Source organism: Flavobacterium sp. LM5 (genome assembly GCF_002017945.1).
Classification (GTDB): Bacteria; Bacteroidota; Bacteroidia; order Flavobacteriales; family Flavobacteriaceae; genus Flavobacterium; species Flavobacterium succinicans.
The window spans coordinates 229,682-254,918 of record NZ_MUFX01000004.1 but is presented as its reverse complement, the minus strand read 5'-3'; the positions used below and the strand labels follow the sequence as shown (position 1 = coordinate 254,918).

Annotated in this window: 18 protein-coding genes and 1 pseudogene; 4 read left to right on the top strand and 15 right to left on the bottom strand. The window is 33.9% G+C overall.

Features of this window, described 5'->3' with window-relative positions; all coding sequences use genetic code 11:
- The first annotated feature begins 258 nt into the window (after nucleotides 1–258).
- Entirely contained in the window at nucleotides 259–1,959 is a 1,701-nt protein-coding gene (locus tag BXU11_RS13310; protein WP_024981794.1) for a putative transporter, read from the top strand.
- A 346-nt stretch (nucleotides 1,960–2,305) separates the two neighbouring features.
- On the opposite strand, the gene BXU11_RS13305 is transcribed toward BXU11_RS13310, so the two are convergent.
- The 10 genes and pseudogenes from BXU11_RS13305 to BXU11_RS13260 form a co-directional block, all read right to left on the bottom strand.
- Nucleotides 2,306–2,785, bottom strand: a complete 480-nt coding sequence (locus tag BXU11_RS13305; RefSeq protein WP_078212871.1) for a hypothetical protein — start codon at nucleotides 2,783–2,785, stop codon at nucleotides 2,306–2,308.
- A gap of 25 nt (nucleotides 2,786–2,810) precedes the next feature.
- The gene (locus BXU11_RS13300) at nucleotides 2,811–3,926 is read right to left on the bottom strand and encodes an efflux RND transporter periplasmic adaptor subunit (protein WP_078212870.1); all 1,116 of its coding nucleotides are present in this window, start codon (nucleotides 3,924–3,926) and stop codon (nucleotides 2,811–2,813) included.
- An 8-nt stretch (nucleotides 3,927–3,934) separates the two neighbouring features.
- Nucleotides 3,935–8,268, bottom strand: a pseudogene (locus BXU11_RS13295) (CusA/CzcA family heavy metal efflux RND transporter).
- 95 nt (nucleotides 8,269–8,363) lie between these two features.
- The gene (locus BXU11_RS13290; protein ID WP_078212869.1) at nucleotides 8,364–8,768 is read right to left on the bottom strand and encodes a hypothetical protein; all 405 of its coding nucleotides are present in this window, start codon (nucleotides 8,766–8,768) and stop codon (nucleotides 8,364–8,366) included.
- A gap of 93 nt (nucleotides 8,769–8,861) precedes the next feature.
- Complete coding sequence (locus tag BXU11_RS13285) at nucleotides 8,862–10,241, bottom strand: HAMP domain-containing sensor histidine kinase (protein ID WP_078212868.1); 1,380 nt, start codon at nucleotides 10,239–10,241, stop codon at nucleotides 8,862–8,864.
- A 12-nt stretch (nucleotides 10,242–10,253) separates the two neighbouring features.
- On the bottom strand, nucleotides 10,254–10,916 hold the full coding sequence (locus BXU11_RS13280) for a response regulator transcription factor (protein ID WP_078212867.1): 663 nt from the start codon (nucleotides 10,914–10,916) through the stop codon (nucleotides 10,254–10,256).
- Between the two features lie 2 nt (nucleotides 10,917–10,918).
- Complete coding sequence (locus BXU11_RS13275; RefSeq protein WP_078212866.1) at nucleotides 10,919–12,235, bottom strand: DUF3570 domain-containing protein; 1,317 nt, start codon at nucleotides 12,233–12,235, stop codon at nucleotides 10,919–10,921.
- A gap of 36 nt (nucleotides 12,236–12,271) precedes the next feature.
- Nucleotides 12,272–12,481 carry a DUF4266 domain-containing protein gene (locus BXU11_RS13270; RefSeq protein WP_078212865.1) on the bottom strand — a complete coding sequence of 70 codons (210 nt, stop codon included), beginning with the start codon at nucleotides 12,479–12,481 and terminating at the stop codon, nucleotides 12,272–12,274.
- On the bottom strand, nucleotides 12,481–13,461 hold the full coding sequence (locus BXU11_RS13265) for an FAD:protein FMN transferase (RefSeq protein WP_078212864.1): 981 nt from the start codon (nucleotides 13,459–13,461) through the stop codon (nucleotides 12,481–12,483). The genes BXU11_RS13270 and BXU11_RS13265 overlap by 1 nt, the downstream gene beginning before the upstream one ends.
- Nucleotides 13,458–13,916, bottom strand: coding sequence for a thioredoxin family protein (locus tag BXU11_RS13260; protein WP_223253735.1), 459 nt, complete (start codon nucleotides 13,914–13,916; stop codon nucleotides 13,458–13,460). Before BXU11_RS13260 ends, BXU11_RS13265 begins: the two co-directional genes overlap by 4 nt.
- Nucleotides 13,917–14,077: 161 nt before the next feature.
- Between BXU11_RS13260 and BXU11_RS13255 the strand changes: the two genes are divergently transcribed.
- Complete coding sequence (locus BXU11_RS13255; RefSeq protein WP_078212863.1) at nucleotides 14,078–16,177, top strand: LTA synthase family protein; 2,100 nt, start codon at nucleotides 14,078–14,080, stop codon at nucleotides 16,175–16,177.
- On the opposite strand, the gene BXU11_RS13250 is transcribed toward BXU11_RS13255, so the two are convergent.
- From BXU11_RS13250 to BXU11_RS13230, 5 genes are all read right to left on the bottom strand, one after another.
- Entirely contained in the window at nucleotides 16,174–17,154 is a 981-nt protein-coding gene (locus BXU11_RS13250) for a YeiH family protein (protein WP_078212862.1), read from the bottom strand. The genes BXU11_RS13255 and BXU11_RS13250 overlap by 4 nt on opposite strands.
- A 74-nt stretch (nucleotides 17,155–17,228) precedes the next feature.
- The gene (locus BXU11_RS13245) at nucleotides 17,229–18,125 is read right to left on the bottom strand and encodes a LysR family transcriptional regulator (RefSeq protein ID WP_078212861.1); all 897 of its coding nucleotides are present in this window, start codon (nucleotides 18,123–18,125) and stop codon (nucleotides 17,229–17,231) included.
- Nucleotides 18,126–18,153: 28 nt separating this feature from the next.
- A complete protein-coding gene (locus BXU11_RS13240; RefSeq protein WP_078212860.1) occupies nucleotides 18,154–20,181 on the bottom strand; it encodes a hypothetical protein in 2,028 nt (675 codons plus the stop codon).
- Between the two features lie 91 nt (nucleotides 20,182–20,272).
- Nucleotides 20,273–21,019, bottom strand: coding sequence for a 3-oxoacyl-[acyl-carrier-protein] reductase (fabG, locus tag BXU11_RS13235; RefSeq protein WP_024981780.1), 747 nt, complete (start codon nucleotides 21,017–21,019; stop codon nucleotides 20,273–20,275).
- Between the two features lie 173 nt (nucleotides 21,020–21,192).
- On the bottom strand, nucleotides 21,193–22,368 hold the full coding sequence (locus BXU11_RS13230) for a proline dehydrogenase family protein (RefSeq protein WP_078212859.1): 1,176 nt from the start codon (nucleotides 22,366–22,368) through the stop codon (nucleotides 21,193–21,195).
- Between the two features lie 93 nt (nucleotides 22,369–22,461).
- Between BXU11_RS13230 and aroB the strand changes: the two genes are divergently transcribed.
- Both aroB and BXU11_RS13215 read left to right on the top strand, forming a co-directional pair.
- A complete protein-coding gene (aroB, locus tag BXU11_RS13225; protein WP_078212858.1) occupies nucleotides 22,462–23,529 on the top strand; it encodes a 3-dehydroquinate synthase in 1,068 nt (355 codons plus the stop codon).
- 290 nt (nucleotides 23,530–23,819) lie between these two features.
- A complete protein-coding gene (locus BXU11_RS13215) occupies nucleotides 23,820–25,226 on the top strand; it encodes a decarboxylase (RefSeq protein WP_024981776.1) in 1,407 nt (468 codons plus the stop codon).
- The last annotated feature ends 11 nt before the right edge of the window (nucleotides 25,227–25,237 follow it).

Here is a 25,237-nt window from a genome sequence, read left to right as displayed (position 1 = left end):
ACTATTTGTTTTGATACATTCAAATTTAAGACTGTTTTTTTGGATCAGAACTGATAAATGTCATGAAAGAGAAAAAAAACGATAACGATTTAGTATCATTCTAGTTGAAAACAAGTTCGCTTTCGCAATCGTTTTCATAACAAATTTATAGTTTTTTTTAAGAAAAATGTTGATTTACTGATTTTTATCATGCGCCTTACTATTAATATTGAGTTCTTTTACATTACTTAAAAAAAATAATAATTAAATTTTAGTAGTATGTTTGAATGGTTAAAATTCTTATTTACTCCGACAGAAGAACCGGAGTTGGCTCAATCCTTAATTGTGTTGTTTTTAACAATTAGTATCGGTTTTTTTGCCGGGAGATTGAAATTCGGAAAAATATCACTAGGTGTCTCTGCTGTGATGTTTGTGGGTTTGTTTTTAGGTCATTTGGGTTTTAGCATGAATCCTGATTTAATTCAATTTATTAGAGAATTTGGACTTATTTTATTTGTTTATGGAATTGGTATACAAGTTGGGCCTACTTTCTTTTCTTCTTTCAAAAAAGAAGGTTTAGTATTTAATGGTCTAGCTGTAAGTACTGTGTTTTTAGGAGGTGTTATTGCGTATCTAATCCATTGGTTTGCTAATGTAAAAATTGAAAATGCAGTGGGATTAATGTCGGGTTCTGTAACCAATACTCCTGGATTAGGAGCGGCAAAAACGACCTTAATTGAAATTCAAAAACAATTGAATTTACCCACAGATCACTTCTCTGATCCAGCTATTGCCTATGCAATTACTTATCCTATAGGAGTTTTTGGTATTATTCTGCTTATAATTTTGGCTAAAAGCTTCCTGAAAATTGATTTACAGAAGGAAGTAAAAATGCTAAAAGAAAAAAATAAAGAGCATGAAAATGTTATTGTACGTCAGAAATGTAGAGTCACAAAGTCTGGAATTATAGGTAAAACATTCAAACAAGTATTTAAGGAAAATAATATTGAGAATGTAATTATTTCAAGACAAAAACAAAGTGGTAGTAAAGTTGTTTATTCTCCTTCATTGGAATCAATCATTCATGATAAAGATGTATTGATGGTTGTGGCCAAACAAAAGGATATTGACAGTTTTATTCATGTGGTTGGTAAAGCTTCTACAGATTTATTCATTGAATCAGAAGATGATGTAACGACAAGAATTTTAAGTGTTACACACAAAACTGCCATTCACAAAACCTTGGCAGAATTGGATTTATACAATCAATTTGATGTAAAAGTAACTCGTGTGATTCGTTCTGGATTAGAAATTTTAGCACAACCTTCTTTGGAATTGTTCTATGGAGATACTTTAATGGTAGTAGGTAATAAAGAAGCGATTCATGAAGTTGAAAAACTAATCGGTAATTCGAAAAAAATCTTACTAGAACCAGATTTTCTGTCTTTATTTGGAGGTTTGATCTTTGGTCTTATTATCGGATCTATTCCAATTATGATTCCTTCCTTACCAGTTCCGTTAAAATTAGGTTTAGCTGCTGGTCCGCTAATTGCTGCTTTATTTATTAGTAGATATGGTGGTGTTGGTGTGATTCACTCATACATCAATAACGGGGCGATTCACTTTATGAAGGATTTTGGTATTTGTTTATTCTTTGCCGCACTTGGAATCAAAGCGGGACATGGTTTCTATGATAATTTTGTAGCTAACAATGGTTGGATGTGGTTGTATTATGGATGTTTCATCACATTTATTCCTCTTATTCTTTTGGTATTGATTAGTCGATTTGTATTCAAACTCAATTTTTACCAAATGGTGGGAATCATGAGTGGTTCTTATACGGATCCTGCAGCCTTGGCTTTTAGTACTAAGTTTTTAGATTCGGATATTCCAAATCAATCGTACGCTACGGTGTATCCGCTTGTAACCATAAGTAGAATTCTGGTTGCACAATTACTGATTTTACTCTTCGCGAGTTAATCTATATGTTGTTATTTAATTTCAATAAAAAAGGATGTCATTGGTTTGACATCCTTTTTTTATTAGCTTAAACCCAGATTCCGCATTAGAAATCTACTACAACTAAATTACTTCACCATTTTTATAATTTTAGCGGAGTTCAGTGAATGAATTTCTTCTTCAAAACCAAGAACTTACTCCTATTTTTAAATTCAAAATACAAAAGTATTAGCTCATTGGTTAATATTTATATAGGTATTCGCTGAACGTTGTTTCCTTCTTCAAAAATAGTCCGTGAGCTCTTCCTTTTATTGAATAATTCAGTTTCGCTACGATGTCTAATGCGAATTCTGGGTTAAAACTATAGTTAATCCTTGTCTTTCATTTGAACATCAGCTGGAATGGCTACCGATCTTATTTCTGTATGGCGAATCTCTCCTCCTGTTGTTCCGGTTTGTTGTCCTAAAAATACAGCTACCGCAGCAATAATAACTGCTACATAAGTTACTAGAACTGATTTAGCTGATTTTTTGTAATTCAAATACAAGCCAATTAGGGAAGTTAGTCCCAAAACATACAATGCAATAGCCAATTTTTCTGCCATTTCTTCGTGTTCGTGAATAATATCGTGACCAATGTTAGGCATATCTTCTACCAATTCCTCTGCTCCTTCTCCAGTTGCCATACTCACTGCAGCAAAAATAGCCGCAACAATAAACAGAAAAAACGCTGTATTCTTAACCGAATTGTTCTTAAACAACAACCCAACTACTAAAATTCCTAATCCTAAAATCGTCCCGATAATAGGAAAATGGTTCACCACTAGGTGCAAATGTGCTTCATTCATAAGTTTTATTTTTAAATTAAATTTTTTATTCTGCTAAATCAAAAACGCCTTTGGTCAAAATTTTAGCAGAAGCGTTGATGGAAGTATTTGGTAGTATTTCACTAAAATCCTCATTTTGTTCTCCTAAAGATACAGCTAATTTCTTGAAGGCATACCCATTTTTATTGGTAACCAAAGTAAAAACGTAATACTTGTTGTTTTCTTTCATAATAGCTTCTGTAGGTACTGCTAATCCTTTTTTAGCATCAAAGATAATGGCCGCTTCTACAAACATACCCGTAAGTAATCTTTGCTTGGATTCGTCTTCTAAATGCCCGTGAACATTGATGGTTCTGTCATTTCCTTCGATTGATTTCCCTACCAAATGTACTTCGGCATTAAAGACTTCCTTGGTGGCTTCGGGAACGGTAAATTTGATTTTTTGACCTTTAGTCACTTTCAAAATGTCTTTTTCAAACACAGCTAATTCCAAGTGCAAATGATCTGTATCTACAATTTCTAGAATGACATCTTCCGGCGCCATCAGCATTCCTACATTCGCATTCATAATCACAATATCACCAGAAATTGGAGCGTAAATAGTTATCACCGATGTGAATTTGCCTTTCTCCACCTGAACAGGGCTAATGTGCATCAAAATCAGTTTTTGTTTCAAGCTCTGATAGGTTGCCATCGCTCTTTTGTACTCGCTTTCCGCCTTGAAATAGTTCTTTTGTGAGGTTATTTTTTCGTCATACAAGGTTTTTTGTCGAACAAATTCAGATTTGAGGTATTTTAACTGCTCTGCTACTTCTAAATATTCTTTTTGAATATCGATAAAAGCTGTGTTTTCAAGGGTTAATAAAGCTTGTCCTTTGCTAACTCTGTCGCCCACCAAAAGTTGTGTGCTCTTTACATAGCCACCAATAAAAGTAGTCACTTTTGCCCTGTTTTGAGGCGGAACATCAATCTTGCCAGATACTTTTATGGTTTCGTCAAAATCTTTCATTACAGGGCTGCTAATCACCATTCCTGCGGATTGAAATTGTACCTGAGTAACTCTAACCAAACCATCGTCTTCTGTTGTTGCTGGTGCCGTTTCTTCTTTTTTACAGCCTATTAAAAGCAGTGTAATCACTAATATATACAGTTGTTTTCTCATAATCTAAACTAAAAATTAAGGTAGTGTAATTCTAATTGATTGCTGTTGAACTGTAGCACAGCTTCTACATATTCTATTTTTATTGCCACAGCATTTTCTAAACTCTGAATGTATTGAAAAAAGTCAATTTCTCCATTTTTATAGCTGCTATTCGCCACTTTGATGATTTCCTCAGATAATTTTTTCCCAGTGGCGTTGTAATAATTGATGCTTTCTTGGTACTTGGCAATTTCATTTTGCTGTTGACGGATAAATTGCGTCATTTTTTGTTCTTGATTAAGCTTTTGCTCTTCCCAACTTTGCGATTCTAATTGTGCTACTTTGGTTTTGGAAACATTTCCTGAAAACAAAATAGGAACCGCAATACCTACTTGAAAGCCATACAAAGATTGTGACAGACCGTTATTTCGTCCTTGAAAATATTCCAAATTCAAATCGGGTAACCAATGTTGTTTTTGCAAGCTAATCTGAGATTTATACATTTTACTAATACTCTCTAAATAAGCAACATGAATAGCTTTATTTAAGGTAGTATCCAAAGTAGCCATTGGTACTAATTCTTTCTCAAGAATGCTTATTTTTTCATCGGATTGCACCAAAGCTTGCAAAGATTCGTATTGTGCTTTTTTCTCAAAGTTAATTTGCGTGAGCTTGGTTTTAATTTGTCTGTATTTCGATTGGGCTGTAATTTTTTCTAAATAATTGGTTTCGCCCAATTCGAAACGACGGTCGCTGGCTTTAGAGAAATTTTGGTACAAACTATCTAAATAAGAATACAAACGTTCCTGATGTTGCCAATACACGATTTGCTCATAGGTTTTGGCTACTTGCAGTGAAAGTTTGTTTTTTTGAAGCTCAAAATTGGCTTTCTCTTTTTCAAATTCTGAGCTATTCGCTTTCTTTTGCACGCCATAAACGGTAGGAAATAGAAATCGTTGTTGTACTCCAAAAACTTTTAGCGGTTGATTATTCAAGGCCAAATTATTTTGGTCATACGAATAATATACATTGGTTTTTTCGAAAGTAAAACTGCTTTTGATATTTTCTTGCATTTTATTGACTTGCAATGCTTCAGCCTTGATGCCTTTATTGTTTTCAAGAGCTTTAGCTATTACCGCTTCTCGTGACATCGCTGTGTTTTGGGCAAATCCAAAGCTACTGGCTAACAAAAGTAAAATAACAGTTAGGTGCTTTTTGCCTTTCTTCAATTTTGGTCTTTTGAATTCTTTTGAATCAAAGACTTTGAACAGAATTGGCAATACAATCAAGGTCAATACTGTAGCTGTAAAAAGTCCACCAATCACTACAGTAGCCAAAGGACGTTGTACCTCTGCTCCTGCCGATGACGAAATCGCCATTGGTAAAAATCCTAAAGCAGCAGCGGCGGCGGTCAATAGCACTGGACGCAAACGGTCGGTAGTTCCTTTCAAAATTAAGGCATTCATATCGGTCATTCCTTGATGTTTTAGTTCTTTAAAATGTTCAATAAGCACGATTCCGTTCAATACTGCAATTCCAAAAAGGGCAATAAAACCAACCCCTGCCGAAATACTGAAAGGCAAATCGCGAATCCACAACAACAAAATTCCTCCCACTGCTGATAACGGAATCGCCGAATACACCATCAAAGCTTCTTTCATTGAGCCAAAAGCAAAATGCAACAGTATAAATATCAACAATAAAGCGATTGGAACAGCAATAAGCAATCGGGCTTTGGCACTTTCTAAATTTTCGAATTGTCCGCCGTATTTCACATAATAACCCGCTGGTAATTTGATTTGCGTGTCTACAATCTTTTGAATATCGGTCACCACACTTTGTAAATCTCGATTTCGAACATTGATTCCAACGACAATACGTCGATTGGTATTGTCACGTGATATTTTGGCTGGACCTTCGGCATATTCAATAGTAGCCAACTCATTTAACGGAATTTGAGCGCCATTGGGAACCGTAACATATAGGTTTTTCAAATCCTCAATACTCTTTCTGTTGCTTTGGTCTAAACGAATCACCATATCGAATCGTTTTTCGCCTTCAAAAACATTTCCCACTACTTTTCCAGCGAAGCTCAGCGCGATGGCGTCGTTCAAATCTTCAATATTCAAACCGTAGCGCGCAATTTTGGAGCGATCAAAATGCACTACCATTTGAGGTAAACCTTCTGTTTTTTCTATGATAACATCGGAAGCGCCAGGAACTTTTTTGATGGCGCGTTCTATTTCGTGCGCTTTTCTAGACAAAACATCCAAATCGGTTCCGAAAATCTTAATCGCCACATCAGAACGAGTTCCAGAAATTAACTCATTAAAACGCATTTCAATAGGCTGTGTAAACTCGATTTCCATATTCGGAATTTGGGCGTTTATTGCTTCTTTTATTTTATCGGCCAATTCATCTTTGGAAGTGGCGGAAACCCATTCTGATTTAGGTTTTAGTTTCACAATAATATCACTTTCCTCCATCGACATTGGGTCGGTTGGGACTTCGGCGGCGCCAATTCTTGATACGACTTGCTCTACTTCTGGGAAATTTTTAAGGATAATTTTCTCAATCTTAGTAGTAGTTTCAATGGTCTTAGTCAAAGAAGTTCCTGTTTTTAAAACAGGTTGAATCACAAAATCTCCTTCGTCTAAGGTGGGAATAAATTCACCTCCCATAGTACTAAATAAAACTCCCGAAAACACCAATAACGCAAGGGCTCCGTACAATACTTTTTTGGTATTTCCCAAAGCCCAAGTAATTGCTGGTAAATACCAAGAATTTAATTTACGAATTAGCTTCTCTGAAATCGAGTTTGGATTTTCTCTTGTTGGTTTTAAAAACATCGAAGCCACAACAGGAACATAAGTAAAACAGAAAATCATCGCGCCCAATAAAGCAAAGCTAAACGTCATAGCCATTGGCTTGAACATCTTTCCTTCGATGCTTGACAAAGACAAAATCGGAATAAAAACAATCAGAATGATTAACTGACCAAAAATGGCAGAATTCATCATTTTGGATGCACTTTTATAGGTGATTTGGTCAATTTCTATTTGGCGATTTTCTTTATTTAATCCCGCCAAATGTGCCGAATTTTGAGCAATTTGAAAGGCAATAAATTCGACAATAATTACAGCTCCATCGATAATAATTCCAAAATCAATGGCACCTAAGCTCATCAAATTGGCATCGATTCCGAAAATATTCATAAACGAAATGGCAAACAACAAACACAACGGAATCACCGAAGCCACGACCAATCCAGAACGCCAATTTCCTAGCAATAAAACCACCACAAAGATTACTATCAAACAGCCTAAAATTAAATTCTCGGCTACCGTAAAGGTGGTTTTTCCAACGAGTTCACTTCTTTCTAAAAAACCATTGATATACACGCCTTCTGGCAGTGATTTTTGGATTTCGGCTACTCTATCTTTGACATCACTAATTACCTGTTTTGAGTTGGCGCCCTTAAGCATCATCACTTGTCCGAGCACCTTCTCTCCTTCTCCATTTCCGGTAATCGCTCCAAAACGATTGGCGTGACCAAATTGAACTTTGGCAATATTTTTAATCAAAACGGGAAGACCATTGGTGTTTTTAACCACAATATTTTCAATATCCTGAATGCTATTGACTTTTCCTTCGCCACGAATGAAATAACTTTGATTTGTTTTTTCGATATAAGCCCCACCAGCAATACTGTTATTCTTCTCCAAAGCGGTAAAAATTTCAGTCAAACTACAATTCATCGCCTTTAATTCCGAAGGACGAATACTGATTTCGTATTGTTTTAAATAACCACCCCAAGTATTGATTTCGACCACTCCATTGATTCCAGATAATTGTCGTTTCACAATCCAATCCTGAATTGTTCTTAAATCGGTTATGGAATAGTTGTTTTTAAACTGAGGTTTTACCTCCAAAGTGTATTGGTAAATTTCTCCCAATCCAGTGGTAATTGGTCCCATTTCGGGTGTACCAAAACCTTCGGGATTTTTTCGGAAGCGGCTTTTATTTTTTCGGCAATTAATTGACGAGGCAAATAAGTTCCCAAATCGTCATCAAAAACAATCGTTACGACCGATAATCCGAATTTTGAAATGGAACGAATTTCTTTTACGCCGGGCAAATTGGCCATTTCAATCTCTACAGGATACGTAATAAATTGCTCAATATCTTGAGTCGAAAGATTGCGTGAAGTGGTAATCACTTGCACTTGATTGTTGGTCACGTCAGGCACAGCGCCAATAGAAATTTGGAATACAGAGAATAATCCGAAACCGAACACGCTCAAAGTAAACAACAATACTATAAGTTTATTGTTGATAGAAAATGCTATGATTTTATTCAGCATACTAGTAAATTAAAAATTATACGTTAGAATTATTAGAAATCTAGTAACTCACGAAATAGTAACTATCAAAAAGATAATTAATTATAAAGATAATTTTAAACTAGTTTAGGCGGTTGCCAAATAGAACTAAATACGTTAGAAATATACCATTCTTTATAAATCGGAAGTGATTGATTTACAGCAACAAGAATAGGTTTTTTTAAAGTAAAAATAGATTGAGGTTCCTCAAAAGCCAAGACAACCGTGTCGAGATTTATGGTTTGACTTTTAAACGGCAAATTTTCATGTTTATCGTGCCCATCAGTATCGGTGTGTTTGTTTAAATTATTGTAATGGCTGATGGTAAAATCGATAAACGAAAAGGCTTGTTCTTGGTTGTGATTTTGATGTTCTAAATAATGCTGATACAAATTGGGAATTTTGAATAACTGCCCTATTTCTGTGTTGGAATACACAAAAACAAATAGAAATAAAAGGGTCGTTATTTTTTTGACAGACATATCCAACTACTTTCAAATGGTTACAGCATCAAGCTTTGGTACAAAAGTAAGTGGTAAATATATGAAATATCTTAAGAACGGCTTAAAAAGAGATTAATGAAAACTTAAGACTACTTTAGTTCCTTTGCCAGTTTCACTAAAAATTTCAATATCCATAGGGAGTAATTCTGCAATTCTTTTCACTATAGAAAGTCCTAATCCAGAGCCTTTTATCGTAGGATGATTGGTCGCATTAGAACGATAAAAAGGGTTATAAATTTTATCCAAATCGGCTTTGGCTATACCAATTCCTTGGTCGGTAATGATGCATTGGGTACCTTTTTCGTCTTTATTCAAATCAATGGTGACCACAGTATTTTCTCCAGAATACTTGATGGCGTTACTGATAATGTTTCCAATAATTATGGCGACTAAATAATGATCGGATTCAATATAATAATCAGCAGTAAATTGACTAACAACGGTTGTTTTCTTTGATTTTATCTTTTCTGAATACATCGTCAAAGTATCCAAAATCAATGCGTTCAAATACACCTTTTCAATTCTTAATTGTTGTTTTTGATTTTCGAAACGCGCCAAGAGCAATAATTGATCCACCAAGTTATTCACACGATTGACTTCTTTAATACTGTATGCAATTTTTTCTTCGTATTCTGCTTGTGTTCTCGGTTTTCGTATCAATACTTCCAAAGTACCTTTCAAAACCGTTAGCGGTGTTCTTAATTCGTGTGAAGCATCCGAAGTAAATTGTTTTTCTCGCTCTACGGCATTTTCTATTCGATCCAGCAAATCATTGATTGTTTTGGAAAGCGTGTAAAGTTCATCCTTGTTTTGAGGTAAAACGATGCGTCCTTTTAAATTGTCTTTTGTAATGTTACTAGACGTTTCAGTAATGGCGGTGACAGGTTTTATGCTTCGACCTGCAATCAATCGAGCAATAAGAAAAAGTAAAATGAGTATTAAAGGAAAAGAAACGAAAAGGGTGTTGCGTAAATTATTCAAAATCATTTGCGCATCATCTAATGACATTGCTACAAACAGATGACCTACAATTTTCTGTTCGTCATACAGTGGAACTTGTATCTGACGAATAGGTGTTTTATTTAAATAGGTATCAATGAATTTGTTGTCAAAAGACTCTTTATACATTTTAAGTTGCAAGCCTTTCAAGTTGGGGGATTTGTCAATTAATTGATTGTTACTATCAAAAAACTGTACAAAAACAGGATTTACGGTTACTGTGTTATGCTCTCTAGCACGCCATTGATCTACTTGAATCAAATACGTATTGTTGCGATCAATTTCTATTTCTTCTAAATGCTTTTGAACCTCAGTTTGAATGTCTTCATTGATATGCGTATTCACATTGTATTTCATACTTTGATAAATCACAATGAAAACTACAGAAATTAAGAGCCCAGTGCTCAAAATATAGTTAAAGGCAATTCTGTCTTTGTATGAAAATGAAAACATATTTATGTAAAATTAATCATTCGCAATATAGCCAACGCCACGAATGGTTTTGATGAGATCTTCTTCTTTGTTCAGATTGAGTTTTTTTCGGATGGCGTTCATAAAAACATCAATAACTCCTGTATCGTATTCAAAATGAATATCCCAAACGTCCTCAATGATTTGATTTCGAGTACAAACCTTTCCTTTATTTTTGATTAAATATACTAATAATTCATATTCGCGTTGCGTAAGATTAACATCTTGATTGCCCAGTAGCACTTGATGTTTAGAAGGGTCAATAGTGATAGTGCCTAAAACCAATTTGTCATTGGAAGCCGTGTTTCTAAAATGAATTTTAATTCGTTCAATTAATTCATCAAAACTAAAAGGTTTCTTGATGTAATCATTCGCTCCTGCTTTCAAACCTTCTATGGTTTCTTGTACAGTATCTTTGGCAGTCAAAAACAAAATTGGCGTTTGATTATCTACTTTTCTTAGTGCTTTGCAAATATCTATTCCGTTCATTTTCGGGAGCATCCAATCTAGTAAAATGACGTTTACTTTTTGCTCTAATGCCAAAGCTAAACCAGCTTCTCCATCATAAGCCACCAATACGGTATAGCCCTCTTCTTCTAAACCTTGCTTGAGGAAATCTGCAATTCCAACTTCGTCTTCTACAATAAGAATTTTCATAGTTACTGCATTAAAAACTTGAATCCAAGTGAAACAATATCAGCTTTCAAACCATCACTCCTATCGTAATGATTGTATCTGAAATCGATATTTTTTAAGCCAAATTTCCAAATTTTTGCTCCCGTAAAAATATCGGTATAATTGACTCCAAATCCATACTGATTGGCATCAAAAGCAGACAAATCATAGTCTGAAGTATAATATCTATCAGAAGATAAATGCGTATTGATAGGCGCAAAATAGTCAGAAGCGGTTTGTGTATAATAGCGATACATAGGGAAAACCGTAAAGCGATCTGTTAGCTTGATTGGTAATTCGATACTAGCGGTATGCGACTGTATTCCCCAGTTATCAGAATAGAATCGATAATAGGTTCGCAACACAAAGCGTTCATTGATGTAATAATGTAACCTTGCTCCTATGGGTAATTTAAATCTTGAATCTGGTAAGCGTTCAATATCATTAGCCAATTGAAAATTATTGATAAAGGAAGCTGCCACATCTTTGAAATACACCCTTTGATAAGGTGTAGATAACAAACCTTGCTGTTGTAGTACATCCAAGAACACCGATGCTTGCAATTTTTTATTAATCACTTGCGACAAACTTAACGATACGGAATAAGAATTTCTTTTCTTATCCTTATGAAATTCGAATTGACTCGGATTATAGGCAGTATTTCCAGTAATGGTAAAATAATCAAATATTCCGCCGTTCAAATTATCCCCATTATTTTTGAAATCTTGTAATTCTTTCGGATAAATGGGTTTCCAAGTATCCAAATACGCACTAGCAGAAAGGCTTACTTCTGTATTTTTATCATTAAATTCTTTGGTAACTCCACCACCAAATCCAATAGAAGAATAATCATATTCCACTGAAGCAGAAACGTGTGCATTCCAAATTGTGTTTCTATCATCAGAACTTGCAGAATACGATAAAGCCAAACTCGTCAATTGGTCTGATTGCGATGCTCCCGAACTCGATTGCCAAGGGTTTGGTGTATTACTATCAAAAGGATTTATATTACTTGATGAAGCTGAAGAATAAGCAGAAATACCAATATCTGCAGTCAGAACTTCATCATCGCTTAATGGCATTGCTACCACTATTGCAGCTGTAATATCGGTCAGGTTTTCGGTTCCGCTACCACCAGAAACAGCTGAATGTATCCCATTTTGTTTGTAGTAGCTTAACAAGAAATCAACTTCGGTGGTTTCTAATACTCTTTTCTTAAATCCAACTGCTGTAGAATCTTTCTGTTGCCCATTGGCAAAGAAAACCATACACAATAATAGAATGGATAAGGCTTTTTTCATTATTTAAATTTCAATTAAAAAAATTATCTTAAGGTTTTAGTTGCATCCACAACCACCACCAGTTTTTCCTCCATTAGCTCCAGCAGAAGCTTCTCTGTAGACCTGAAAAGTGGTTTCATAACGTTCTGATGCTCTTGCGGCAAGCTTCATATCAGGGTCATTTATAGCTACTTTTTCATATTCTTTTACAGAAGTACAAGATTGTAAAGCGGCTACTAGTATACTAGCAAAAAGTAATTTTTTCATTAGTTAAATTTTTTAATATCAATATTTTTAGAGGTATGTATTTCCCCTTTATCGTCAACAATTATACATCCAATACCTTTTAGCTGGTTGACTAAGTTCAAGCCTACATCAACTCCCAAAACAAAAATTCCAGTAGCAAGAGCATCTGCAATTTCAGTTTGTTTAGCAAAAACAGAAACACTCACCACTCCTTGTGCTGGATAACCAGTTCTAGGGTCGATAATGTGAGAATAACGTTTGCCCTCAAAAACCACAAATTTCTCATAGCTGCCCGAAGTCTCCACCGAACTATTTTCGAGAGGAAAAGTAGCAAATACTTTATTTTTATTCATTGGGTTAACAATGGCTACAGTCCAAGGTTTACCAGTGGTTTGATAGCCCCAAGCGTTAATATCACCCGAAACATTTACAATTCCAGAGGTACAACCTTTTGATAGCAATAAATCTTTGATTTTATCAGCGATATAGCCTTGACCAATACCGCCTAAGCCTAATTTCATTCCTTTCTCTTTCAAAAAGATAGTCTGTGCTTTGGCATCTAAAACAATTTTTTGATAGCCAATTCTAGCTACCGATTGCTTAATGGCTTCGGGAGTAGGCATAGCCTTCATACTTCCGTCGAATTTCCAAATTTTGTCCATTGAAGCATAAGATATATCAAAAGCGCCAGAAGTAAGTTGTGATACTTTTATTGCGCGTTCCACCAAATCATAGACTTCTTTATCAACTTTTACGGGTTGAATGCCCGAATTTTTACTCACTTGAGATATTTGTGTCGTTGGAATCCAATCTGAAATTAAATTTTCAATACGCTTTACTTCGGCAATTGCCACATCAATATAAATGTTGGCTTGAGTTGTATCCTTAGCAACAACCGTCATTTCGAAGGGACTTCCTAGCATATTTAATTTTCGCTTGTGGGTCACTTGCCCAAAAGCGATTACTGATGTTAATAGGAATAAAAGAATTATTTTTTTCATTTTTTCTCTAACGAATGAATCAATTGAATATAATCACTGGAAGAAACATTTTTAAACCCCGTCATTCCTAACACTTTCCCAGTTTTATCTAACAATACTACTAAAGGAAAGCTTCCCCCACGATTGTATTTTTCGGCTAATTTTTGATTCGCAGCGGTTAAATCTGGAGCCAATTGATTGGCTTTTTTCTTCGGAAAATCGGCTTTATAAATGACCCAGTTCTTCTCTGCTTCTTGTTTGAACGCCTCTGATTTCCAAACTACATTATCTAACTTCATACAAGGCGCACACCAATCAGAACCAGAAAATACCAAAACGATATTTTTGTCCTCTTTAGTAGCTTCTGCTTTTGCATCATCAAAATTGGTTTTCCAGTTTTGAGAAAAACCACTTGCGGTCAAAAAAAGAAATAAAAGTAGCATTGCATTCTTCATATAAACATTTGTTAAATTCATAAAGTAAAAGTATTGCATTTATAGTCAAACTCAACTTGTTGTTACTTATTTTAAGGGAATCTTAATTTTAGTTTACTTTAAGCAAATCTTAAGTCAATCTTAAATGAATCTTAAACCAATTGCAGCAATACAAGTATAATTTTGAATAAAAATAATATAGAATGCCTTTTTTAAAAAAACTTTCCCCGTTTTACTACCTATCCCTTTTTTATCTTAGTATTAGTTTTGTGTTGAGAACTGTTTTGATGGTTCATCCCATTACACAAAGTTCTTTTACTTTTCTAGAACTAATTCAAATTTATGGACTAGGACTTTGTTCAGATGTGTTTGTATTCACTATCGCCAGTGGATTTCTGTGGCTCTATTTGGTTTTTATTTCCAATTCAAAATACAATAAGCCATACGGTTATATCATTTTTGCATTACTTCTCTCTTTATTGGGTTATGTAACGTTAGGAAATACTATTTTGGATGAATACGGTGGCGCTTTACCAAAAATTGGAATTGCCTTTGTTGGAATTAAAACCGTATTCTTTGGTTTGTTTTTATTTCTACCTCAATACCGTGAGCGTTTCCGCTTGTGGATGTTCAGTTTTGTTATCTTTTTATATGTTTTACTGCTTTTACAAAATGGCATCAGCGAATACTTTTTTTGGAACGAATTTGGAGTAAAGTACAACTTTATTGCAGTCAATTATTTGATTTATACCAATGAAGTAATTGGCAACATTATGGAATCTTATCCTGTGATTCCTATTTTTACCGCATTATTTATAGTAGTTGGAGGCATAACTTTTTTTATTGTTAAAAGAACCAAAAGTTATTTGGTTAAGCTTCCTACTTTCAAAGAAAAAATAAGCCTGTCTTTGATTTTCTTGAGCTTTTTTGCGCTTTCTTTTTGGGCAATTCCTACTTTGGCAAAAAAAGAAAATTCGACCAATATTTTCACCAATGAACTACAATCCAACGGAATTTATAAGTTCTATTTGGCATTTATGAACAGCGAATTGGATTATTTTAAGTTTTACAAAACATTACCAAATAACGAAGCATACGCCCTGTTACACAATTCACTACCAGGAATTAAAGGAACAACTACTCAAAGAGCTATTACTTCTGACAGTTTAGAAATTAAAAAAAATGTGGTACTTATTACTATTGAAAGTCTAAGCGCTGATTTTATGAAACGATACGGCAATGAAAAGAACATCACCCCATTCTTGGATAGCTTGGCTGATAAAAGTTTAGAATTTACCAATTTGTATGCTGTGGGGAATCGAACCGTAAGAGGTCTTGAAGCTGTAACACTTTGTTTGCCTCCAACAGCAGGTGAAAGTGTCGTAAAGAGGAAAGACAATAAAAACAAGTTTACTACAGCTTCTATTTTTAAAAAGAAAGGATACAAAGTAAATTATTTGTATGGCGGAGACGCTTTCTTTGATAATATGGAATCTTTTTTTGGAGGAAATGGTTATAACATTATTGATAAAAAAACTTTTACTCAAAGTGAAATTAGCTTCACCAATGTGTGGGGCGTTTGCGATGAAGATATGGGCAAAAAAGCGATTCAAACTATGAATGCTGATGCAAAAACAGGAAAACCCTTCTTTTCACATTGGATGACTGTTAGTAATCACAGACCTTTTACTTATCCTAATAACAAAATAGATATTCCAGGTGATGCAAAATCTCGTGAAGGTGGCGTAAAATATACCGATTACGCATTGAAACAGTTTTTTAAAATGGCTAAAAAACAACCTTGGTTTAACAACACCATTTTTGTAATTGTATCAGACCATTGTGCTTCAAGCGCTGGAAAAATTGAATTGCCATTAGATAAATACAGAATTCCAGCTTTTATCTACAATCCGAGTAAACCAAAAGCTGTAAAATACAACCAACTGATGTCACAAATAGATATTATGCCTACTCTTTTTGGCTTGCTGCATTTTAAGTACGAAAGTAAATTTTATGGACAAGACGTACTGCAACCTAACTATCAACCAAGAGCTTTTATCGCAACTTATCAGGATTTAGGCTTAATAAAAGATAATATTTTGACCATACTATCACCAAAACAGTCCGTAAAACAATTTAGTATTAAAATGATAGAAGATCCAATAATTCAAAACAACTATCAAATACATTTTGATGAAATTGAATTACAAAAAACAAATATACAAAGCATGAAAGAGGCTGTTTCGTATTACCAAACAGCCTCTTTATTAATAAAAAACAAAAAATATACTACTATAAATTAACTCAGTTTCATAATTACAAACAAAGAAGTAGAAGCGATAAAAGCCCATAACAACACCCCTTGCAATAAAGGTTTCACACCCACTTCTTTCAATTTACTGATATTTAAACCAGAACCAATTAAAAATAATGTAATAGTTAAACCTACTTTGGCAATCGTTACAAAATAAGGCGCTACTGTTGATACCGATGGCATGTAAGTATTTACAACTAAAGCTAAGATGAACAAGAATATAAAGTAAGGGATTTTAACTTTGCTTTTTCCACTTTTAAAAATGTATGACGATCCAATAGCAATCGGAATAATCCATAAAGCTCTAGCCAATTTGACTGTAGTAGCCACTTGTAAGGCCTCGGCACCAAATTTGTCGGCTGCACCTACAACAGAACTCGTGTCATGTATCGCAATAGCACACCACAAACCAAAATCATTTTGTGAAAGTTCTAACCAATGACCAATAGCAGGAAATAAAAACAACGCTACTGAGTTCAAAATAAAAATAACACCCAACCCTACCGATGTTTGATTTTCATTAGATTTGACAACTGGAGCAATAGCTGCAATGGCACTTCCACCACAGATAGCGGTACCACAAGAAATCAAATGTGAGATTTTTTTGTCAATACCCATCCATTTTCCCACAAAATAACCTAAAATTAAGGTTGAAAAAATAGAAACCACAGTAAACAGAAATCCTTCTTTTCCCGCATCAATGGCACTATGCAAATTCATACCGAAACCTAAACCTACTACTGAAATTTGCAACAAAACAGAAGTAGCTTTGTGATTTAAATGCAAAAAAGGATGACCAAACAAATTGGCGATTATCAATCCTATTAATAAGGCAACTGGGGGTGAAATAATTGGAAAAACTGCACAAGACATTAATAATAATACAAATATAATTTGTTGTGTAGTTCTATTCAATTGAAATAAATGTTGTTTGGGTGCGTGTTTTTTATTTGAGATCGTTTCCATTGTGATGTTTGTTAATATTACTATGCAAAGATCCGACGATTATACCGCAAATGCCAATTCAAAAAAAAGATAGACTATAACTCTAAGTTATAATACTTGAATAGACTTTGAATGAACAAGGTAGCCAAAGTATCCGACTTCCCCATCAAAGTAATAACATAAATGTCGCGCTCAAAGCTGAGTCCCTGAATATCTACAATAGACAATTCTCCACTCTTCAGTTCACTTTCTATTGAAAATATTGACATAAAAGCCAAGCATTCTGAATGCAATAAATACGACTTGATGCTTTCGGTACTTCCCAATTCCATTTCAATTTGCAAGTCAGAGAGTTGAATGTTGTGTTTTCTCAAAGCATAAGTTATAACTTCAAGTGTTCCAGACCCACGTTCCCGTGTCAACAGACGAAGTGTTTTCAAATCTTCAATTGAAATCTCATTTTGCTTAGCTAAAGGATGCTTAGAATGACAAACCAAAACCAATTCGTCTTTCAAAAAAGGAACATATTTGATGGATTGATTTTTGGATTGTCCCTCTACAATTCCAATTTCAATTTCTTTTTGAAGTAAAGCTGTTTCAATTTGCTCGGTATTTCCATTTGTCAATTGAATACTGATATCTGTTTCCCTTTGATGAAATTGTGCTAAAACAGGAGGAATTACATATTGAGAAATCGTGGTACTAGCACCAAGTCTAAGCAATCCCTTACGTTGACTTACAAAAGTACTCATGTCAAATTCAATATCTCTATAAATATCGAAAATAGCTTTGGTATGTTTCAACAAATGATGTCCAGCGGGAGTTAACGCAATTTTCGAACCATTTCTCTCAAAAAGTTTGGTATTATAGGTCTCCTCTAATTCGTGAATATGTTTTGAAACGGCAGGTTGACTAATATACAACTCTGCTGCTGCCTTAGTAAAATTAAGCCGAGTGGCTACAGTGAAAAAAACTTTTAATCTAAAATCCATGAGGTTGATTTAAATACAAGTTCTAAATTTACAACAATCCATGGTATTTACGTAGAAACCATTCAGCAGATAAACAAATGGCGATGATAATCAAAAGCCATATCCAATCAATCAAAGGAAATTTTGAAGTAATTTCTTTCTCTATCGGCTTGAACGATTCAACCGCAAGTAATTGATCTATTAATTGATCAACTTGTTTAGGGAGAAACGTTTTTCCATTGGTTTGCTCTGCTAATTGGTTTAGTTTTGAGTAGTCTGGTGTAACAAATTGTTTTTCAATGTCAAAGTCTAAGATTTCAAATCGTCCAGAATAGGTTGAATTTGTATTGAGTTCTTTTACAGTAAATGTATAATTACCTGCCGAAAGTCCATCTAAATTGACCTGATAAGTATTAGTGCTTTTAAGTAAGTCGTAATTTTTTTGTTGCTTATTTTTGGTATTGGTGACCGAAATAGTTAATCGAGCATTTTCATCAAATTCATAATTTTTATTAAAAAACTCTGCCGTAATGGCTATGGCTTCTCCTGAATTATAAAAATTTTCATGCGTTACATTTAAGGCTTTTTTAGTGCTATTTGAACTTAAAAACTGAATTGCTTTGTCAATAAATGTATCATATTTATCAAAAGATTGTTGCTGCACATACGATTGCAAACGCCATTTCCAACTATTTTCTCCCAATAAGTAGGCGCTTCGTTTTCCTCCTGCCTCTGCAAAAGCTAAAAGTGGCATTCCGGTGTCAATACTTCTAATTTTTGAAAAAAGTAAAATCGATACGTTTTCTCGAGTTGTCACTGTTCCGAATGGATGAATCAAAGGAGGGAAATTGTCAAGACCAATATTTTCAGAGGCAAACAAATTGAATTTGGTATTAAAAGAAGGTAAATAGTCTTCTTTCTGATTGCTCATTTTGAACGCCAAATCGGTTTGCTGTTGGTTTAAAAACACAAAATCGGTAGCCATTCCAGTAATGGTTAAGGTGTTGATCCCTGCCGTTTTTGCGTTGTCAAATATAGTCTTAAAAGAAGTGTTAGGTTGGTACATAATCAAAACATTATAATTTTTTAATGATTTGATTTCCTGAGGCTTAATAATGTTTACTTTACGTTGTGCATTAGTTTCTATGGCGCGTTTTAAAGCACTGATATCAGGATGGTTTATAGCCGAAACAATGCCAATACTTGTTTTTTGATCTAAAACATCTACCGCAAAATTTTTGGAATTATTGTACGTGTTTTTTTCCTTTAAACTTGAAGCTATTGAAGCTTTAAAAAGGTGTAATCCTATTTTATCCGCAGGTAAAAGAACCGTAAAATTGGCTGTTTTTTTATTGGGAGAAAAATTGATTTGCTGTTTGGTAAGTGTATTACCAGCCTCTGAAATGGAGAAATTAGCATTAACCGGTCTGTTTCCTGAATAGTGTACAAAAACTTCAACAGGAAATTTGTTCTTATAAAACGCATATTTATTCACATTGAGCTGATTGATTTTTAAATCAAAAACCGCTGTAGTGTCGCCTAAAACAACTGGAAAAATAGGATTATCGGCTTTAAAAGCAAATACATAATCATTGCCCGAAGTTTGATTCCCATCCGTAATAAGAATGGTTGGAAAATGATGGTTTTTATACAAACTCTTCAAATCTTTGGCCACAACATCCACTTTCGTTTGTGTTCCTTTAAAATTAAAAGCATCCGATTGTTGCAATGCGGTATCAAAAACATACGACTGCACCTCAAACTTGTTTTGAATGGCTGTATTGGAAATAATTTTGCCAAACGACTCGGTAGCTTGTGTTTTAGCATTCAAAAAAACAACCGAACTTGAGTTGTCAACTATAATGGGTAAAGGTGTTTTGATGACTTCCAACTGAGAGGTACTGATGATCGGATTGATTAACAACACGAATACTCCCAAAATGGTAACAAAACGTAAAAAAGCCAAAAACCAATATACTTTGGATTGGTTTTTGGCTTTGTAAAAGTACTGAAAATACGACAAACTTGCAGCTACAACTATTGCAATGAGCAGGAATAGAATCGTGTTTATCGTCATATTTTAATGGTAATTACGTCATGTTTTAGCAATACTATATAGCTTTTTTAGCTAGATTTCACTTTGAATTGGATCTAAAAACCAAAGTTTTTTATGTAAGCATTCCACCACAAACGTTTAGCACTTGTCCAGTAACATAAGCACTCATATCTGATGCAAAGAACAAACATGCATTGGCTACGTCGTCTGTAGAACCACCACGTTTTAAAGGAATTCCTTCTCTCCAACCTTTGACAACATCATCACTTAATTTGGCGGTCATTTCGGTTTCAATAAATCCTGGTGCAATTACGTTACAACGAATATTACGAGACCCCAATTCTAAAGCCACTGATTTTGAAAAACCAATCACACCTGCTTTTGAGGCGGCATAATTCGTTTGGCCAGCATTTCCTTTTACTCCAACCACTGAACTCATATTGATAATAGAACCCGCACGTTGTTTCAAAAAGGTTTTTTGAATGGCTTTTGTCATGTTAAATACCGATTTCAAATTCACATCAATCACTTGATCAAAATCAGCTTCTGACATACGCATCATTAAATTATCTTTAGTGATTCCAGCGTTATTGATTAAAATATCCACCGAGCCGAAATCTGCTAAAACTGCGTCAACAAAAGTTTGTGCTTCGTTGAAATCTGCTGCATTCGATTGGTAACCTTTGGCTTTGATACCCATTGTATTCAATTCATTTTCTAAAGCCAAAGCGGATTCAACAGATGAGCTGTATGTGAAAGCAATATTAGCGCCATGTTTGGCAAAAACTTCGGCAATTCCTTTTCCAATTCCACGACTTGCGCCAGTAATGATGGCTACTTTTCCTTCTAATAATTTCATTTTTTGTCAATATTTGTGTTTAGAAAATAAAAATCGATCTTGTTCCTTATTGCACAAGAAATGGTATTTGATTTATTTTCAAAAGATTATTACTTGTTTGGATTATTTTGAGCGCCAAATATAAGGTATTTCCTTTTTAAAAAAAATCACACCCAAAAATCAGACGTTGCAAATTAAGCATTTTTCTCCTTTCTTCTTTTTCTTTCAGTTTTAATCAATAATAATTCGCGACTGGTTTGTCCAGCAACGGAAGTATTCTCTTCTGCTCGTCTTATTAAGTATGGCATTACATCTTTCACAGGACCAAAAGGTAAATATTTAGCAACATTGTAGCCGTTTTCAGCAAGATTATAACTGATATTATCGCTCATTCCATACAATTGACCGAAATAAATACGAGGGTCATTATTTTTAACACCGTTTTTTTCCATCAAATCCATCAATTTGTAGGTGCTTAATTCGTTGTGTGTTCCTGCAAAAATGGACATAAACTCCAAATGCTCCATCATGTAAGTAACTGCAGCATCATAATTAGCATCGGTTGCTTCTTTTGAGGCACAAATTGGGGTTGGATAATTCATTTCTTGGGCACGAAGATTTTCTTTTTCCATATAAGCCCCGCGAACTAATTTCATACCGATGAAAAATTGGTCTCTTTTGGCTTCCTCATGTAATTTTTTCAAATAATCCAAACGATCCCAACGGTACATTTGTAAAGTATTGAAGATTATTGCTTTCTCTTTGTTGTATTTACGCATCATAGTGGTAACCAATTCATCCGCTACATCTTGCATCCAACTTTCTTCTGCATCTATTAACAAGGCAACATCTTTAATGTAGGCTTCTTTGCAAACGGTATCAAAGCGTTCTACAATTTTGTTCCATTCTATAGTTTCTTCAGCTGTTAGCTCTTTTTTCTCCCCTAATTTTTCATACAAAGCTAATCTGCCCAAACCAGTAGGTTTAAATACAGCAAACGGTATAGCGAGTCGTTCTTTGGCAAATTCTATTGTTTTTAAAGTCATTTTTAGAGCCGCATCAAATTGAGCTTCCTCTTCTTTGCCTTCCACAGAATAATCTAGAACAGACGAAACGCCTTTGGTAAACATTTTATCTACTACACTTAAACAATCGTTTTCGTTGATACCTCCACAAAAATGATCAAAAACGGTAGCTCTGATAAGACTTTCAACGGGTAAGTTTGCTTTAATTGCAAAATTAGTTACAGCAGTTCCAATTCGAACCAAGGGTTCACTTGCAATCATTTTAAACAAAAAATAAGCTCTATCTAGTTCAGTATCACTTTTTAAAGCAAAGGCAACTTGTGTGTTATTAAATAAATTGTTCATTATTTGTTACATTTTTATTGCAAATATAGATAGAGTTTTGAATTCTAATAACTAAAAATTGCCTTATTTTGCGACTTAATTATTTTGAAAAGTATGAAAACAATAATAGCCAACAATTACCCTGTTCATTTTAACGAAAGTGCTTACGATCACCTGAATCTTTTTTTAAAAGAACATAAGTATTCTAATCTTTTTATTATTGTAGATAGCCATACGGTAGACAGCTGTTTGCCAACGTTTTTACCTCAATTAGAAACCGATTTAGCTATAGAGATTATTGAATTCGATGCAGGTGAAGCGAATAAAAACATTGAGACATGTATTGAGATTTGGAAAGTATTGACCGAATTAGGTGCGGATCGAAAAACCCTGATTCTTAATTTAGGAGGAGGTGTAGTGACCGATTTAGGTGGTTTTGTGGCTTCAACTTTCAAACGTGGGGTTGATTTTATTCATATCCCAACTACTTTATTATCTATGGTTGATGCTTCAGTTGGAGGTAAAAATGGGGTTGATTTAGGAAATTTAAAAAATCAAATAGGAGTCATTAATGTTCCAAAAATGGTTTTAATTGATACCGCTTATTTAGCAACGCTATCACAAATTGAAATGCGATCTGGATTGGCAGAAATGCTAAAGCACGGATTGATTTATGATAAAGAGTATTGGGGAAAATTCTTGTTTTTAGACGCAATAAATTATGATGAATTTGATGCACTTATTCATCGTTCTGTAGCAATAAAGAATGAAATCGTGATGCAAGATCCTACTGAAAAAGGAATTCGAAAAGCTTTAAATTTTGGTCACACTTTAGGTCATGCAATTGAAAGTTATTTTTTGGAAAATGCAGAAAAAACGACCTTGTTGCATGGTGAAGCAATAGCTATTGGAATGATATTAGAAGCTTATATTTCAAAAGAAAAAGGTCTCCTAACTACCGAAGAATATCAAGAAATTAAAAAAACGATTCACGCTATTTACGACAAGATTATTTTTAACAATGAAGACATTGATCCTATTCTCGAGCTTCTGATTCATGACAAGAAAAATGAATATGGAACCATTCAATTTGCACTGATTGAGGGAATCGGTGGTATCAAAATTAATCAAATAGTTGAAAACGAATTAATTCTTGAAGCCTTTAAAGATTACGAAAATTAAAAGTTATTTTAAGCAAAGCATTGTTTTTCGAAGATTAAATTTTTTACATTTGCACCGATGAAAAAAAATCAGAATAATACCAACAACAACAAGGATAAAAACCGAAAAGAACGATTTTTAATTAAATCTTTCTATCGTTTTTATACCATGATTGGTTGTGTAAATTTTGACCCTTTTCAGTACATTAAAACAGAAAACGAAAAATTGCAAATTAGGTACGCTAATATTAGGGTTTGAATAAATAATAAAGTTTGAAAACTCAATTATTTAACAAATTTTACATCTAAAGAATGAACACTAAATATTCCGACTTAATCAATCAAACGTATTACTTTCCTCAAGAAGAATTTAAATTAAATAAAGACAACCTGCAATTTCACAATATTGATTTGATGAAATTGGTTGAAAAATATGGTACTCCGTTAAAGTTTACCTACCTGCCTCAAATTTCCAACAACATTAACAAAGCCAAAAGTTGGTTTCGTAAATCGATGGAAAAAAACAAGTACGAGGCTAAGTATTACTATTGTTATTGCACTAAGAGTTCTCATTTTGAGTATATAATGAATGAGGCTTTTAAAAACAATATCCACATCGAGACTTCTTCTGCTTTTGATATTAACATTGTAGAAAATTTACTAGAAAATGGTAAAATCAACAAAAGCACTTATGTAATTTGTAATGGTTTCAAAAGAGATCAATATGTTGAAAATATTGCTCGATTGATCAACAACGGTCATAAGAATACCATTCCAATTATTGATAATTATGAAGAATTGGATTTATTGCAATCGCAAATAAAAAACAAATTCAAAATCGGCATTCGAATCGCAGCTGAGGAAGAACCGAAATTTGAATTTTATACTTCTAGATTAGGGATTGGATACAAAAACATTGTTCCTTTTTATAAAAGAGAAATCAAAGAAAATAAAAAATTGGAACTCAAAATGTTGCATTTTTTTATTAATACAGGCATCAACGACAATGCCTATTATTGGAATGAGTTGGTAAAATGTATCAAAGTATATGTAGCCTTGAAAAAAGAATGCCCTACTTTGGATGGTTTGAATATTGGAGGTGGTTTTCCAATTAAAAACTCACTAACTTTTGAGTACGATTACCAATATATGATTGATGAAATTATCAATCAAATCAAAATAGCTTGTGAAGAAGCCGAAGTAGATGTACCTAATATTTTTACCGAGTTTGGATCGTTTACAGTTGGTGAAAGTGGCGGTGCTATTTATCAAGTTTTATATCAAAAACAACAAAATGATAGAGAGAAATGGAATATGATCGACTCTTCATTTATAACCACTCTTCCAGATACTTGGGCGATCAACAAACGATTTATAATGCTAGCAGTAAATCGTTGGAATGACACATATGAAAGAGTATTACTCGGTGGAATGACTTGTGATAGTGATGATTATTACAATTCAGAGCAAAACATGAATGCCATTTATTTGCCTAAATATTCTAAAGAAAAACCTTTGTATATTGGTTTTTTTAATACTGGTGCATACCAAGAGACTATTGGCGGTTATGGTGGATTGCATCACTGCTTGATTCCACAGCCTAAGCATATCTTAATTGATAGGGATGAAAATGGAATTTTGGCTACAGAAGTATTCTCAGAGCAACAAACCTCTGAGGATGTATTGAAAATTTTAGGTTACGGAAAAAATAAAAATTAGATCTTAATATT

Excerpts from the sequence above, each read along its gene's own strand:
- BXU11_RS13230 (WP_078212859.1), bottom strand. The coding sequence starts at position 22,368 with ATGAACAATTTATTTAATAACACACAAGTTGCCTTTGCTTTAAAAAGT.
- BXU11_RS13245 (WP_078212861.1), bottom strand. The coding sequence starts at position 18,125 with ATGGATTTTAGATTAAAAGTTTTTTTCACTGTAGCCACTCGGCTTAAT.
- BXU11_RS13280 (WP_078212867.1), bottom strand. The coding sequence starts at position 10,916 with ATGAAAATTCTTATTGTAGAAGACGAAGTTGGAATTGCAGATTTCCTC.
- BXU11_RS13240 (WP_078212860.1), bottom strand. The coding sequence starts at position 20,181 with ATGACGATAAACACGATTCTATTCCTGCTCATTGCAATAGTTGTAGCT.
- BXU11_RS13300 (WP_078212870.1), bottom strand. The coding sequence starts at position 3,926 with ATGAGAAAACAACTGTATATATTAGTGATTACACTGCTTTTAATAGGC.
- BXU11_RS13270 (WP_078212865.1), bottom strand. The coding sequence starts at position 12,481 with ATGAAAAAATTACTTTTTGCTAGTATACTAGTAGCCGCTTTACAATCT.
- BXU11_RS13290 (WP_078212869.1), bottom strand. The coding sequence starts at position 8,768 with ATGTCTGTCAAAAAAATAACGACCCTTTTATTTCTATTTGTTTTTGTG.
- fabG (WP_024981780.1), bottom strand. The coding sequence starts at position 21,019 with ATGAAATTATTAGAAGGAAAAGTAGCCATCATTACTGGCGCAAGTCGT.
- BXU11_RS13250 (WP_078212862.1), bottom strand. The coding sequence starts at position 17,154 with ATGGAAACGATCTCAAATAAAAAACACGCACCCAAACAACATTTATTT.
- BXU11_RS13215 (WP_024981776.1), top strand. The coding sequence starts at position 23,820 with ATGAACACTAAATATTCCGACTTAATCAATCAAACGTATTACTTTCCT.
- BXU11_RS13260 (WP_223253735.1), bottom strand. The coding sequence starts at position 13,916 with ATGAATTTAACAAATGTTTATATGAAGAATGCAATGCTACTTTTATTT.
- BXU11_RS13265 (WP_078212864.1), bottom strand. The coding sequence starts at position 13,461 with ATGAAAAAAATAATTCTTTTATTCCTATTAACATCAGTAATCGCTTTT.
- BXU11_RS13285 (WP_078212868.1), bottom strand. The coding sequence starts at position 10,241 with ATGTTTTCATTTTCATACAAAGACAGAATTGCCTTTAACTATATTTTG.
- BXU11_RS13275 (WP_078212866.1), bottom strand. The coding sequence starts at position 12,235 with ATGAAAAAAGCCTTATCCATTCTATTATTGTGTATGGTTTTCTTTGCC.
- BXU11_RS13255 (WP_078212863.1), top strand. The coding sequence starts at position 14,078 with ATGCCTTTTTTAAAAAAACTTTCCCCGTTTTACTACCTATCCCTTTTT.
- BXU11_RS13305 (WP_078212871.1), bottom strand. The coding sequence starts at position 2,785 with ATGAATGAAGCACATTTGCACCTAGTGGTGAACCATTTTCCTATTATC.
- BXU11_RS13310 (WP_024981794.1), top strand. The coding sequence starts at position 259 with ATGTTTGAATGGTTAAAATTCTTATTTACTCCGACAGAAGAACCGGAG.
- aroB (WP_078212858.1), top strand. The coding sequence starts at position 22,462 with ATGAAAACAATAATAGCCAACAATTACCCTGTTCATTTTAACGAAAGT.